This window comes from Streptomyces sp. QH1-20, assembly GCF_041283565.1.
Taxonomy (GTDB): Bacteria; Actinomycetota; Actinomycetes; order Streptomycetales; family Streptomycetaceae; genus Streptomyces; species Streptomyces syringius.
The window spans coordinates 3443415-3457083 of sequence record NZ_CP166299.1; the positions used below are offsets into that span (position 1 = coordinate 3443415).

8 protein-coding genes and 1 CRISPR repeat array (1 of these 9 running past the window's edge) are annotated in these 13669 nt (G+C 71.4%); of the genes, 4 read left to right on the top strand and 4 right to left on the bottom strand.

The genetic code is table 11. The features are described from left to right. A CRISPR array of direct repeats spans positions 1-132; the repeat unit is 29 nt; unit sequence GGGTCCATCCCCGCATGCGCGGGGAGCAG (it extends 483 nt beyond the left edge of the window). 305 nt (positions 133-437) lie between these two features. Beyond that, positions 438-2501 (top strand): restriction endonuclease, encoded by a 2064-nt coding sequence (locus tag AB8O64_RS15405; RefSeq protein WP_370419686.1) that lies wholly within the window; start codon positions 438-440, stop codon positions 2499-2501. Between the two features lie 133 nt (positions 2502-2634). Next, entirely contained in the window at positions 2635-4701 is a 2067-nt protein-coding gene (recQ, locus tag AB8O64_RS15410; protein ID WP_370419687.1) for a DNA helicase RecQ, read from the top strand. Here the strand turns inward: recQ and AB8O64_RS15415 are convergent. The 4 genes from AB8O64_RS15415 to AB8O64_RS15430 all read right to left on the bottom strand — a co-directional run bounded on the left by AB8O64_RS15415 (position 4585) and on the right by AB8O64_RS15430 (position 11045). Then, complete coding sequence (locus tag AB8O64_RS15415) at positions 4585-5346, bottom strand: class F sortase (RefSeq protein ID WP_370419688.1); 762 nt, start codon at positions 5344-5346, stop codon at positions 4585-4587. The two genes, recQ and AB8O64_RS15415, sit on opposite strands and share 117 nt — an antisense overlap. Positions 5347-5812: 466 nt before the next feature. After that, complete coding sequence (locus tag AB8O64_RS15420) at positions 5813-6388, bottom strand: hypothetical protein (protein ID WP_370419689.1); 576 nt, start codon at positions 6386-6388, stop codon at positions 5813-5815. A gap of 293 nt (positions 6389-6681) precedes the next feature. Continuing rightward, a complete protein-coding gene (locus AB8O64_RS15425; protein ID WP_370419690.1) occupies positions 6682-8553 on the bottom strand; it encodes an MFS transporter in 1872 nt (623 codons plus the stop codon). A 206-nt stretch (positions 8554-8759) separates the two neighbouring features. Beyond that, complete coding sequence (locus AB8O64_RS15430) at positions 8760-11045, bottom strand: serine hydrolase (RefSeq protein ID WP_370419691.1); 2286 nt, start codon at positions 11043-11045, stop codon at positions 8760-8762. A 532-nt stretch (positions 11046-11577) separates the two neighbouring features. Between AB8O64_RS15430 and AB8O64_RS15435 the strand changes: the two genes are divergently transcribed. Both AB8O64_RS15435 and AB8O64_RS15440 read left to right on the top strand, forming a co-directional pair. Next, positions 11578-12369 carry a GPP34 family phosphoprotein gene (locus AB8O64_RS15435; protein ID WP_184733980.1) on the top strand — a complete coding sequence of 264 codons (792 nt, stop codon included), beginning with the start codon at positions 11578-11580 and terminating at the stop codon, positions 12367-12369. A gap of 408 nt (positions 12370-12777) precedes the next feature. After that, complete coding sequence (locus AB8O64_RS15440; RefSeq protein WP_130879218.1) at positions 12778-13635, top strand: helix-turn-helix transcriptional regulator; 858 nt, start codon at positions 12778-12780, stop codon at positions 13633-13635. Positions 13636-13669 lie beyond the last annotated feature (34 nt).

A 13669-nucleotide genomic window follows, 5' to 3' on the forward strand; every position in this document is an offset into this window, starting at 1 on the left:
CGGGGAGCAGCACCCCGCAGATACCGTGGACTCACTCATCCAGGGTCCATCCCCGCATGCGCGGGGAGCAGCGCCCCGGTCATCACCCAATAGGCCCACGCTCGGGTCCATCCCCGCATGCGCGGGGAGCAGCCTCTGCGACCTGCCAATTCATCGCCGACCGCAGACGATCCCGAGCAGTTTCACCGAACCGGGCATAAGAGACAAGTTCACCCCCTCAGGGGCCTCGCCTCCTGAGCCCCGCCCAAAACTAGCGCCCGACCACGCAACCGGGTCAGGGAACGCACCGATCATCCTCCGCCTCCGGACCCCACCCCACCCAACCTGATGATCGCACCGCCCCAAACCGACTAAAGTCGGATCTCATTACCGCTGGTTGTGGGGCCAGTACGCGGTTCCGGGGCGTCCCGCGTCCCGAGGGGAGGGCATGTTTCCGTATGAGTCGTCGCTCCAATGGACTGATCGGCGTCTGGGCCGAGGCGCAGCGGCAGCAGCAGCGGCAGGTGGAGGCTCGGCATCGGGCGGAGGTGCAGGAGCAGCGGCGGTTGGAGCGGGAGCGGCGGGCTTATGAGCGGGAGTCGGCTCGGCTCGACCGGGAGCAGCGGGCCGCCTATCGGCAGGCCCGGGAGGCCGAGGCGCGGCGGCGGACCGAGGAGATCGAGGCTCGGGTCGAGGAGCTGACCGGGCTGCTCGTGGTGGGGTGCCGGGCGCCGGGGTTCACCACGGGGGCGCTCGCGCGGGCGGAGCAGGTGGAGGCGTTCGCCCCCGGGCATCTCGCGCAGCCCGTGCCGATGCCGGATCCGGTTCAGTACCGGTTCGCGCGGGCCGAGTTCGAGCGGGACTGGCACGCGGCGCAGGCCGCCGCGGCGCAGCGGCAGCAGCAGTTGGCCGCGTACCGGCGGCAGTACGACGCGTGGGCGGTGGCGCAGCTCGCGGAGATCCGGCGGTACAACGCCGGTATCGCGGAGATGGCGTCCGCGCTGCGCGAGGGGGATCCGGACGCGGTCGTCGAGTACTTCTCGGCGGCGCTGTACGCCTCGACCGCCTGGCCGGAGGACTTCCCGCATCAGCTGTCGGCGTCGTACGACCCGGGTGCCCGGCAGTTGGTGCTGAACTGGGAGCTGCCGGGGTTCGACATCGTGCCGGAGACGAAGTCGGTGCGGTACATGGTCAACGCGGACCAGGAGAAGGAGGTCGCCCGGCCGGTCACCCAGCGGCGGGCGCTGTACCGGGACGTGCTGGCGCAGTGCGTGCTGCTGGCGTTGCGTGATCTGTTCGCGGCGGACGAGTTCGGGGCGCTGGAGTCCGTGGCGCTGAACGGGTTCGTGGACGAGCACGACCCGGTCACCGGGCGGCTCGCCCAGATCTTCCTCGCCGCCGTCACCGTTCCCCGCTCCGTTTTCGGACAGCTGCATCTGGAGCAGGTGAGTGCCGTCGAGTGCCTCACCGAGGGGCTCGGCGGGTTGCTGTCGGCCCGTCCCGACCAGTTGGCGGCCGTCCGGCCGGGGCGGCTGCCCGACGAGGTCGGGCGGGGGGTCGTCTCGCACGGTGGTGGTGACGACCCGGATCTGTTCGCGATGGATCCGGTGGAGTTCGAGGGGCTGGTGGCCGAGCTGTTCCGGGCCCGGGGGATGCGGGCGGTCATGACCCAGCGTTCCAATGACGGCGGTGTCGACGTCGAGGCCCTGGACCCGGATCCCATCAGCGGCGGACGGATCATCGTGCAGGTCAAGCGGTACCGCAAGACCGTGCCGCCGACCGCCGTCCGTGATCTGTACGGGACCGTCCAGGGCGCGGGTGCCAACAAGGGGGTCCTCGTGACCACCTCGAAGTTCGGTCCCGGCTCGTACGCCTTCGCCAACGGCAAGCCGCTGACGCTGGTGTCCGGGGAGGAGCTGGTGGAGCTGCTCCGGCAGCACGGGCTGCGCGGACGGCTGGGCGGTGACAGCGGGGGGAGCTCCGGCGCGACCGCACCCGCCATGCCCGGGGCCGACACCGAGCCCGCCGAGGGTGACGGTGACTACAACGTGCTGGGCATGTCCTGGTCCGGCGGTGTCGTCCTGGACGTGTGCGCCCTCGTCTGCCACGGCACGCGCGTGCTCAGCGACGAGCACTTCGTCTTCTACAACAACCCCCGCACGCCCGACGGGTCCGTCCGCGCCGTGCCCGCCCCGGCCGCCGACAAGGCTGCCGTGCGCGTCACCTTCGACGCCCTGCCGCAGGGTGCCGACCGGCTCGTCCTCGTCGCCGCGATAGACCCGGAGGCCAATCCGCAGGCGGATCTGTCGGGCTTCACCGACGCCCGGATCCGGCTGTCGGACGCCTCGGGTGCCGAGCTGGGGCGGCTGGAGGTGTCCGACGGGCGGCCCGGCGAGACCGCTCTCGTCCTCGGTTCCTTCCGCAGGCGCGCGAGCGGCGACTGGGACTTCGTCATCGGGGGGCGGGGGTACGCGGGCGGGCTGGAGGCGCTGGTGCAGGAGTACGGGATAGAGGTCGCCTAGGGCCTGTCCGGCGGGTGCCGACGCCGTGCTTCGCGTCACTCCTCCAGGCTGCTCCCCTGTCCTGACCTGCCCCAAAATGGCCGATCATGATCGACCGCCCTGCGGTGTCGGTGGATCCTCGTAGACTGCCCGAATGGCCGATCCCGCTGAGCCCACCGCGCCCGCCGACACCACTGTCACCACCGCGATCACCGCCGAGATCACGGACGACTCCGACGCCCTGCGCGTCCTGCGGCGTGTCTTCGGCTACGACGCCTTCCGCGGGGATCAGCAGGAGATCATCGAGCATGTCGTCGGCGGCGGTGACGCGCTCGTCCTGATGCCGACCGGTGGCGGCAAGTCGCTCTGCTACCAGATCCCGGCCCTCGTCCGGCCTGGCGTCGGCATCGTCATCTCGCCGCTGATCGCGCTCATGCAGGACCAGGTCGACGCGCTGCGGGCGCTCGGTGTGCGGGCCGGGTTCCTGAACTCCACGCAGGACATGGACGAGCGGCGGATGGTCGAGGCCGAGTTCCTCGCCGGGGAGCTGGATCTGCTCTACCTCGCGCCGGAGCGGCTCCGCGTCGATGCCACGCTGCGGCTGCTGGACCGGGGCAAGATCTCCCTCTTCGCCATCGACGAGGCGCACTGTGTGGCGCAGTGGGGCCACGACTTCCGGCCCGACTACCTCGCGCTGTCCGCGCTGCACGAGCGCTGGCCGGACGTGCCGCGGATCGCGCTGACCGCGACCGCCACCGAGGCCACCCACGGCGAGATCGCGGGGCGGCTGAGCCTCCAGGGCGCCCGGCACTTCGTGGCCAGCTTCGACCGGCCCAACATCCAGTACCGCATCGCGCCGAAGAACGACCCCAAGCGGCAGCTGCTGGAGCTGCTGCGCACCGAGCACGACGGTGACGCCGGCGTCGTCTACTGCCTGTCGCGCAAGGGCGTCGAGGACACGGCCGCCTTCCTCGCGCAGAACGGCATCGACGCCGTGCCGTACCACGCGGGTCTCGACGCGCGCACGCGTGCCGCCAACCAGTCGCGCTTCCTGCGCGAGGACGGTGTGGTCGTGGTCGCCACGATCGCGTTCGGCATGGGTATCGACAAGCCCGACGTGCGGTTCGTGGCCCATCTCGATCTGCCGAAGTCCGTCGAGGGCTACTACCAGGAGACCGGCCGTGCCGGGCGTGACGGTCTGCCCTCCACCGCCTGGCTGGCCTACGGGCTCCAGGACGTCGTCCAGCAGCGCAAGATGATCGACGGCTCGGAGGGCGACGACGCCCACCGCCGCAAGCTCGGGGCGCACCTCGACGCGATGCTCGCGCTGTGCGAGACGGTCGAGTGCCGCCGGGTCCAACTGCTCGCGTACTTCGGCCAGCAGAGCACCGCGTGCGGCAACTGCGACACCTGCCTCACGCCCCCGACGACCTGGGACGGCACCGTGGCCGCCCAGAAGTTCCTCTCCGCCGTGCTCCGGCTGGCCCGGGAGCGGCGGCAGAAGTTCGGCGCGGGGCAGATCATCGACATCCTGCTCGGCAAGAAGACCGCCAAGGTCATCCAGCACGACCACGACGGGCTCACCGTCTTCGGTATCGGTACCGAGCTGAGCGTCGCGGAGTGGCGGGGCGTGGTGCGGCAGTTGCTGGCGCAGGGGCTGCTGGCCGTCGAGGGCGACTACGGCACGCTGGTGCTCACCGATGCCAGCGCCGAGGTGCTGGGCAAGCAGCGCCAGGTGCTGCTGCGGCGTGAGCCGGAGAAGCCGGGCCGGGCGGCGAAGAGCTCGTCGAAGAGCGGCTCGGGCAAGCGCGCCGCGCCCGTCGATCTGCCCGAGGCGGCTGTGCCGGTCTTCGAGGCGCTGCGTGCCTGGCGCGCGGCCACCGCGAAGGAGCAGGGCGTCCCGGCGTACGTGATCTTCCACGACGCGACGCTGCGCGAGATCGCGACCCTGATGCCGGATTCGCTGGAGAAGCTCGGCACGGTGGGTGGCGTCGGCGAGAACAAGCTCGCGAAGTACGGCCGGCCGATCCTCGACGTCCTCGCGGGCCCGGGATCGGGTCAGCAGGGCGAGTCGGGCCAGCCGGGCCAGCCGGGCCAGCCGCAGTCAAGCCGACCGGCCGCCCAGCCAGGGCCGAAGCCCGATTCGGTCTTCGGGTCTGACTCCGATTTCGGGCCCGAGCCGGACTTCGGGCCCGAACCCGAGCCTGAGATCGACTGGTGAACCGGGCGCCCGGAAGAGGCTCCGGCCCCCGAACCAGGTCTTCACGCCCGTGAGATGGGCGAAGACGACGACGTTGCCGAGGTAGGAACCGGTCTCCTCGGAGAAGCCGCCGCCACAGGTGATCAGTCGCAACTCCGCCCGCGCGGACGCCCCGTAGACCTTCTCCGACGGGAACTCCGTGCGGTCGTAGACCTCGATCGCGTCCGTCGTGAAGACGGCCGTACGACCGTCCGCGCGCCGCACCTCGATCGTGTTGCCCTTCTTGAGCGAGCCGAGGCCGTAGAAGACGGCGGGTCCGGCGGCCGTGTCGACGTGCCCGGCGACGATGGCGGTGCCCGCAGCGCCGGGCTGGGTACCGGCGGCGTACCAGCCGGCGAGGTTCCTGTCGTCGTCCGGGGGGCTTTCGAGGGTGCCGTCCGGCAGCAGTCCCAGCGGCTTCACGGGGGCGTCGACCCGGATCTCGGGAATGCGCACGCTGATGGGGGGTGAGGGCGGCAGGGGCGCGATGGACGACGCGGCGCGGCCGCCGTCGGTCCGCAGCGCCTGCGCCTTCGAGGGCTGCGGCGGCGGGGCGTCGGACTCCGTACCGCGGTCGATGAGCCAGGTCCCGACGCACATCGCGCCCGCCGCCACCACGGCGACCACGGCCCTGGGGCGCGAAACGCGCGGCCGACGCGTCGGGCCGACCGGGGCGGCCGAACCGGCCGGGACAGCCGGACCTGTCGGGTCGGACGGGCCTGACCGGTCAACCGGGTCCGGCCGATCACTCGAGCCGACCAAGCCGACCGGCACAGCCGGACCCAGCGGCTCAGCCAGTCCCGGCGGGCGAACCGACTCGGCCGACGCAGCCGGCTCGGCCGACCCGGCCAGAACAGACTCGACCCGGCCGGCCAGGCCAACCGCACGCCGCCGCGCCGCCTGGCGCTGGTGCTCCCGGCGCCTCTGGTACTTCTTGCGCTTGTGTCGCGTCTGAGCCATCCGGGTCCTCCACCGCGGCGGAACGGGGCGATCTCAGGGCGGGCGAGGGGCGTTTCGGCCGTGCCCGGCCCCCGGACGCCGTGCGTGCGTCCGGGAGCCGGGGGACGGACTCGGCCGCCCGGGGCGGCTCGCGTCAGAGGCGGTCGCCGCTCTCGCGGCGACGCAGGTACCAGGTGCCGCCGAGCGCCGCGGCGGTCAGGACGGCCGCACCGGCCGCGATCTCGGCCGTGCCCGAGCCGTTCTCGCTCGCGCCGCCGACACCGGTCTTCATACCGCCCTTGGGCGGCTGGGCGGAGCCGGAGGTGGCCGGGGAGGGGGCCGGGGCCGGGACGGGGGGCACCGAGCCCTCACCCTTGGTGACGACCAGGTCGCCCGTGGCCTCCCGGCCGTTCTTGCAGTTGACGCCGATGCCGTAGGTGCCGGGCTTGGCGCTCATCGGGGCCTTGAACTGCCCGACCACGACTTCCTTGTGCGTGCCCGTGTTGAGCTGGAACGACGCCGGGCCGCCGACGGCGCTGGCATCACCCGTGCCCGCGCCGTCGCGGCCACAGGCAGTGGTGCTCACCGTGACCGTCGCACCGGGCTGGACGCTGCCCGGCGAGACCTCCAGTTTTTCGAACGTGCCGGCGGCGAGCGCGGGAGCGCCCGCGAGGGCGACGGCGGCTATGGACAGGGCGGTGCCGGTGAACACTCGTGCTGCTGTACGCATGCTCGTTCCTCCGCGAGCGCGGCCGTGGCACACCGATGTGCCACATGAAGACGGGGTTCCACGCTCCTCAAACCGAGCGAAACGGCGTTCCGCCCCGCCTGCACCCTGACGTCACATCAGAAAGGCCGTCCGGGGCGGCGTCGCCGGACCTGTCCGCAGACATAAGGCCTGGTCACCGGCCGCGACGGAATGACTACCGCACGTGCGTGCCCGGAAATGGCGAACGGGTGAACCTCTTCTCGGTTCACCCGCCCGCGCTTCAGTCGGCCTACGTCACGCTCCGGCCGGCCCGCCTACTTCAGATCGTCCGGGCAGCCCGTGCCACGCGGCAGCTTGTACGGGGCCGCGATCCGGTACGTGCCGGCGTGCGGCGCGTGCAGGACCGTCCAGTCGTCCTCCGGCTCGTCCTCGCCCGCCTTCTCGGGGTGCTTGGTCAGACAGCCGTTGACGTTGACCGGCGGCTCGCCCTTCGGGCCGATCCGCGGCGGCTGGACGGTCTTGCCGTCCTCGTCGATCAGGGCCAGCCACGGCGAGTACGGGATGCGGATCAGCACCCGGCCCGCGTTGTTGACGGTGATCGTCATCCCGTCCGCGTCCGTGCGCGCCACCATCGCCGGGGGGTCGGCGATGGGCTTCGGGTCCTGCACCTCGTACAGCCGCCAGTGATCGTCGGACCACACCTTCCGCAGGTACGGCAGTCCCCCGGCGACCAGCTTGGCCTCGTCGACCGCCGCGTGGTCCGGCTCGTCGATGGGCAGCACCACGTGGCGCACCGCCCAGCGGTCGAGCCAGGCGCGGTAGGTGGTGGCGTTCAGCCTGCTGGGCCGGTCGTAGAAGAGGGGGTTGCGCTTCATGTCGGCCTGGCGGTTCCAGCCGCGCGCCAGGTTCACGTACGGGGAGAGCGCCGACGCCTCGCGGTGGCTGCGCGCGGGGACGACCTCGACCCGGCCGCGCTCGGCCTCGACCCGCTGCAGCCGGTCCACCAGCGGGGCCACCTCGCGGGCCCAGGACGCGGCGGGCGTGGTGTGCACGATGTCGCTGATGGAGTTGGTGGACTGCCAGGCCGTGATCGTCACGAGCGCGAGGACCACCGCGGACCAGGTGCGGCCCGCGGTCAGCAGCTGGGACCGGGACGGCACCTTCAGCTCCGGCAGCGCGGCGACCAGCACCACACCGCCGAAGACCATGCCGAGCCGGGAGATGTTGGTGCCGATCTGGGAGGGGATCACCCAGACCAGCACCACGCCCAGCACGTACAGGGCCGAGACGATCCGGACCGTGCGCCAGTGCTTGGGCGCGAAGACGAGCCCGAAGACGCCGCTGAGCAGCGGCAGGATCGCCGAGGTGAACGCCATCGGCTGCTGGCCGGAGAACGGGAACAGCCACGCCGACAGCGCGACGACCACGACGGGGGTCACACCCAGCGCGTACGCCGCGGGACGGCGGCCGCTCAGGAAGAGCGCGGCCGCCACTATGCCCACGAACAGGCCAGCCACCGGGCTCGACGCCGTGGCCAGCCCCGCCAGCAGACCCGCGAGCGCGGCCCGGCCCCAGCGGTACTTGCCCTCGCTGCGCCAGCGCACCGGCCACGCGAAGATCACGGCGACGGCCGCCAGGCCGAACATCATGCCGAGCCCGAAGGTCACCCGACCCGAGATCGCGTTGCAGGTCAGCGCGAAGGTGCCGTACATCGCGGGCCACAGCGGATGCCGGACGGAGCGGCTGCGCACCAGCAGCATCGCGATCAGCCCGGCCGAGAGCGTGCCCGCGATCATCATCGTCGAGCGCACACCGAGCAGCGCCATCAGATACGGCGAGATGACGCTGTACGAGACGGGGTGCATACCGCCGTACCACGCCAGGTTGTACGCCGAGTCGGGGTGCTGGAGGGCGAACTCCGCCCACGCGTCCTGCGCCGCGAGATCGCCGCCGCTGTTCGCGAACAGCCAGAACCACATCACGTGCAGCACGGCGGCGACGATCAGCGTCGTCGCCACGGGACGCGTCTGAGCCCACCGGCCCGTCCTGCGCCACCACGGCGCGGACGGGCGGGTGTCACCGGCATCACGCTCCGCTTCCGCTTTCCCTATCCGGGACGGGACGACATCGCCCCTGTCGTCCGGTTCCTGCGGCTTGTCGGCGCGCGCCGGCCCCACGGTGGTCACTGCGGTTCTCCCCGTCTTCCCCCGACGTCTTCCCTTCGGCCGGGCCGTGCCATACGTCAACCTTCGCGACGCTAACACGCCGTCGCGACGGGCCCTGAAGGGTGAAACGGCTCCCGGCCCGTACGCACTCGTACGGGCCAGGAGCCGCGCCACCCGTCACGGCCGGGTCCGGCGAACCGGACCCGGCCGTGTCACATCCGCTGCGCTCAGCCGAGGCGGGTCAGCTTCGACCCGAACGACGGCTCCGCCAGGTCCTTCTTCAGCGTCACCGGCACCCGGACCTGACCCGGCCCGCTGCCCACGGTCAGCTGTCCGACCTCGGTCCCGGCCTTCGCCGAGTGCGGGAGCTTACGGCCGGCGTCGTTGAGCGCGAGGCTCACGGTGAGGCCGGACCAACCGACGGCCGTGACGTCCTTGGTCGCGACGACGGGCGTCGTGCCGCCGAGGCCGTCGTCGACCCGGCCGACGACATCACCCTTCTTGACGACCTTGTGGTCCCTCAGCTCGCCCTGCGCCGCGATGAGCACCTTCTTGCTGACCGCGTTGACCGTGTCGATGATCGGGGCCTTGTGCTGTCCGAGCACCGCGGCGACGATCAGCTGCGTCGTCCCGCCGATCTCCTTCTGGCCGGCGAAGAGCAGGTTGCCGCCCGCCTTCGTGGTGCTGCCGGTCTTGATGCCGATCGCGCCGTCGAAGGGGACGAGGGTGTTGTAGTTCCGGTGGGTCGTGCCGGAGGGGTCCTTCCACGAGGGCAGCTTGGTGATCGCCACCAGGGCGGGGATCTCCATCGCCTTCTTGCCCAGCTTCACCTGGTCCTCGGCGGTGCTGACCGTGGTCTCCATGAGGCCACTCGCGTCGGTGTAGGTGGTGTTCTTCATCCCGAGGTCCTTGGCGGTGTCGTTCATCTTCTTGATGAACGCCTCCTCGGACTGGGAGTCCCAGCGGGCGAGCAGTCGCGCGATGTTGTTCGCCGACGGGATCATGACGGCGGACAGGGCGTCCCGCAGGGAGATCTTCTGACCGGGCTTCACGGTGTTCAGCACCGATTCGCCCTCCGACTCCTTGCCCGCGTCGGACACGGCCTTGGCGTCGATGTCGATCATCGGGCCGTTCTCGCCCTGCTTCAGCGGGTGGTTCTTGAGCACCATGTACGCGGTCATGGTCTTGGCCACGCTGCCGATCGGCACGGGCTTCTGCTCGCCGAACGAACCCATCGTGCCGAGCCCGGACACCTCGACGTAGCCCTGGCCCTCGGTGGGCCACGGCAGCGACGGCTTGGCGCCCTCGAAGGAGTGGCTCTTGCTCGCCGTCAGCTTCAGCGTCGGGTCCGGCAGCGGGCGGAAGGCCTGCACGACACAGAAGATGATCAGCAGCAGCGCCACCAGGGGCGTCCAGATCTTCACCCGGCGCACGGCGGTGCGCACGGGCGTCTCCGGCGGCGGCGGGGTGTTGGTCAGCTGCGCGAGCAGGTCCAGCGGCGCGGCCGGGCCCGCCGGCTCCGCACCCGCGGCGGGCTGCGGGGGCAGCGGCGTCTGCTTGGTGCGCTCGGCCTCGGCGTGCGCCTTCGGCACGCCGGTCGGCGGGGTGACGCTGACCGGTATGGCGGGCTTCGCGGGGGCGGCCGGAGCGGCGGGGGTGTCGGACTTCAGCGGTACGAACTGGCTCGTGCGCTCAGAGTCCGACTCCGCGGTGCCCTTGGGCCGCGCCTTGCCCGGGGCCGGGGCGCTGCCCGTGGCCGGGACGGCGGGGGCCTTGAGCAGGGCGGTCGGCTGGTCGCCCGACGCGTCGGACGGCTTCTCGGCTGCCTTGTCGGACGGCTTGGCGGTCGGCTTGGCGGCTTCGTCGCCGGACGGCTTCGTCGCCGGGGCCCCGGCGGGCTTCGCGGCGCCGTTCTTCGGCTTCACGGCACCGAAGACGGCGGTCGGCTGATTGGCCGGCTTGTCGGCTGCCGGGGCGGCGGCCTGGTCGGACGGCTTGTCGGTCGGCTCGTCGGCGGGCTTCTTGGCCGGTGCCTCGGCGGGCTTGGCCGCGCCGTTCTTCGGCTTCACCACGCCGAACACGGCGGTCGGCCGGTCCACGGGCTTCCCGGCGGGAGCGTCCGCCGCCTTCGCCTGCTCGCCGGACTTCCCGGCGGCGGGCTCGGCAGCCGACTTCTCGGCGGACGTCTCGGCAGGCTTCTCGCCTGAGGCGGCCGCGGCCTTGGCGTCGGACTTCGCGGCGTCGGTCTTCGCGGCGGGCTTGTCGGTGGACTTCCCGGACTTCGCGGACTCCCGGGTCTTTCCGGGCTCCACGGCGTCGCCTCCGGCGGTGTCGTCGACGCCTTCGGTGTCGTCGGCGTTCGCCACCCAGGCGGCGACGGCGGCCTTCAGCCGGTCGTCGCCGGCTGCGGCCTCGGCGGGCGCCTTCACCTCGGGCTTCGCCCCGGAGCCGGCCTCGGACTTCTGCTCGGGCTTCTGCTCGGACTTCGTGCCGGACTTCGCAGCGGGCTCCACCTCGGAATCAGCCGAGGGCTTTGCAATCGCATTGACTACCCGGCCCTTGGCCGGAACCGCACCGGAACCCGAAGCCGTTTCGGACTTCGCAGATGCCACCGGATCAGAAACGGACTCCGAGGGCTGCGAGGTCTTCGAGGCCGAGGACTCCGAGGACTCCGAGGAAGAGGTCTTGACCGTCGCTTCTCGGAAAACTCCGAGCCGCGGGTCGCGTTCGCCGCCAGTCGTCTCCCCCGACGACTTCCGCTGCTCCGACTTGTCGGGGGACTCGCCCGCCACCGATGCCTCCTCGAATTCCCACGTCATACGCCGAGGCGGAGCACCCAGCACCCCGCTGCCCGAACTTTCCCAACGTCTACCAGTGTCCTGTGCCGCAGAAGCGCAACCGCACCGTCACAGGGCTTCGCCCGGCTTCATCCACGTGCTAGACGAGACGACATACCTACCGGTTCCCACCCGAAGCCACCACGCACTCTCGACAGACCAATGTGAGAGGGGTCACCCTGTCACTCATCCACGCGGGGAGGCATGGATGGGCAGGAGCCGCAGAACAATTCCGGAGGAGCTTCTGCTGCTCGCCTTGGACCCGGCCACGGGAACCACGGCGCAGCCGCAGTCGCTCGACCTCGGCCTGGCCGGGGCACAGCTAGTGGAGCTGGCTCTGGCTGGACGGATAGCCCCAGACGGGGATCGTATCGCCGTGGTGATGCCACGGCCGACAGGAGATCCGACGTTGGACTCCGCACTGGAGCTGCTGCGCCGCCGCGGCAGCCCGGTACGCGCCGTCCACTGGATCGGCGGGCCCCGGCTGGGGCTGCGCCAGACGTATCTCACACACCTGGAGCGGTGCGGCATGGTGCATGCCGTGGCGGGCCAGATGTGCGGGGTGCTGCCGACGACTCGCTACCAGGCGACGGACACGGCCATCAGCCGGGAGATCAGGGCCCGGCTGGACAGCGCGATCCGCACCGGCGTGCCGCCGGACCCGCGGACCGCGGCGCTCGCCGCACTGGCCCACGCGGTCGGTCTGGGCAAGCATCTGTACCCGGGCAACGAGGGCCGCTCTTCACGCTCCCGGCTCCGGGATCTGATCAGGCACGACCCGATGGGCGGACTCGTCGCGCACGCCGTGATGGACGTGCAGAACGGGGTCGCCGCCCAGCCGCGTCGGGCACCGGCCACGGCGGGTGCGGGCGGCAGTGGCCGCGCCGGCGGCGGTTCGGGGCGCAGGTCGACCTCCGGCCGGCCCTCGGTGGAGTCCGCCGGGGTTCCCGCGCAGCCCGCGCACCAGGAGGCCGTGATGGCCCGTGCGGGAGCCTCGTAGGCGGCTTTGCCGTCGGCGTTCGCCCGCTCGTACGACCAGCACAGGCCTTGAGCACATCAGTCCCATGGATCAAGTGCAGTACCGCTCGCTACACCCTCCGCTCCACCGACCGCACCGCAGTCCCCATGACCCGGTTCGGGAGCCGCAGCAGCACGCGGGGTGGTGGGCCGGCCCGTCCCGGACGGCGGCTCGGTCCACCACCCCGCGTGCGTGTGCGCGCTTCGCGCCTCGCGCGTGGCCGGCCCTTTCGCCGCGGGTGACCCCGGGTGCGCGATCGTCCCTCGCCGGCGGCCGGGCGCCGGTCACCGCGAGCGGACTCTGTGTCGGCATTTTCCAGCGCCGCCCCGGCCAGTGGTGGCAGGCTGCGGATCAGGAGACAGCAGCATGACGGAGCCGGAGGTGCGCCCCGTGGCGTCCAGTGTCAATCCCACCGTACGACGGCGCCGCTTGGGGCAGGAGCTGCGCAAGCTACGCGAACTCAAGGGCATGACCGCCGAGGAGGTGGCCGAGCGGCTACTGGTCTCGCAGTCGAAGATCAGTCGGCTGGAGAACGGCCGCCGCAGTATCAGTCAGCGCGACGTCCGCGATCTGTGCGGGGTGTACGGGGTCGAGGACCACCGCATCGTCGATTCGCTGATGCAGATGGCCAAGGAGTCGCGGCAGCAGGGCTGGTGGCACGCCTTCGGCGACATCCCGTACAGCGTGTACATCGGTCTGGAGACCGATGCCTCCTCGCTGCGCGTGTACGAGGCGTCCCTCGTGCCCGGTCTGCTCCAGACGCCGAACTACGCGAGCGCGGTGACCGAGGGCTCCTGGCCGGAGGCCACGGCGGCGGACGTCGAACGGCGGGTGCAGGTGCGAATGCGCCGGCAGGAGCGCATCACCGATCCGGACAACCCGCTGCGGCTGTGGGCAGTCATCGACGAGTCGGCGCTGCGCCGGATCGTCGGCAACCGCGCGATCATGCGTGAACAGATGGAGCACCTGGTGGAGTTCAGCCTCCAGCCGCACATCACCGTGCAGGTGCTGCCCTATGACGTGGGCGCGCATCCGGGGATGTACGGGAAGTTCTCCATCCTCGAGTTCCACGATCCGCAGGACGCCAGCACGGTCTATCTGGAGGGGATCACCAGCGATCTCTATCTGGAGAAGCCGAACGACGTGCAGACGTACAGCGTGATGTACGAGCATTTGCGGATGCAGGCTCTCAACGCGGAGCACTCGCGGCAGTTCATGAGCCAGGTGGCCGAGGAGTGGGGCAGCTGAGATCCGCACGTTGAACGGGGCGGGGCCCGGTGAG

What these genes read in the sequence shown, in the direction of transcription:
- AB8O64_RS15435 (WP_184733980.1), top strand. Translation starts at nt 11,578, where the DNA reads ATGGGCAGGAGCCGCAGAACAATTCCGGAGGAGCTTCTGCTGCTCGCC.
- recQ (WP_370419687.1), top strand. Translation starts at nt 2,635, where the DNA reads ATGGCCGATCCCGCTGAGCCCACCGCGCCCGCCGACACCACTGTCACC.
- AB8O64_RS15405 (WP_370419686.1), top strand. Translation starts at nt 438, where the DNA reads ATGAGTCGTCGCTCCAATGGACTGATCGGCGTCTGGGCCGAGGCGCAG.
- AB8O64_RS15420 (WP_370419689.1), bottom strand. Translation starts at nt 6,388, where the DNA reads ATGCGTACAGCAGCACGAGTGTTCACCGGCACCGCCCTGTCCATAGCC.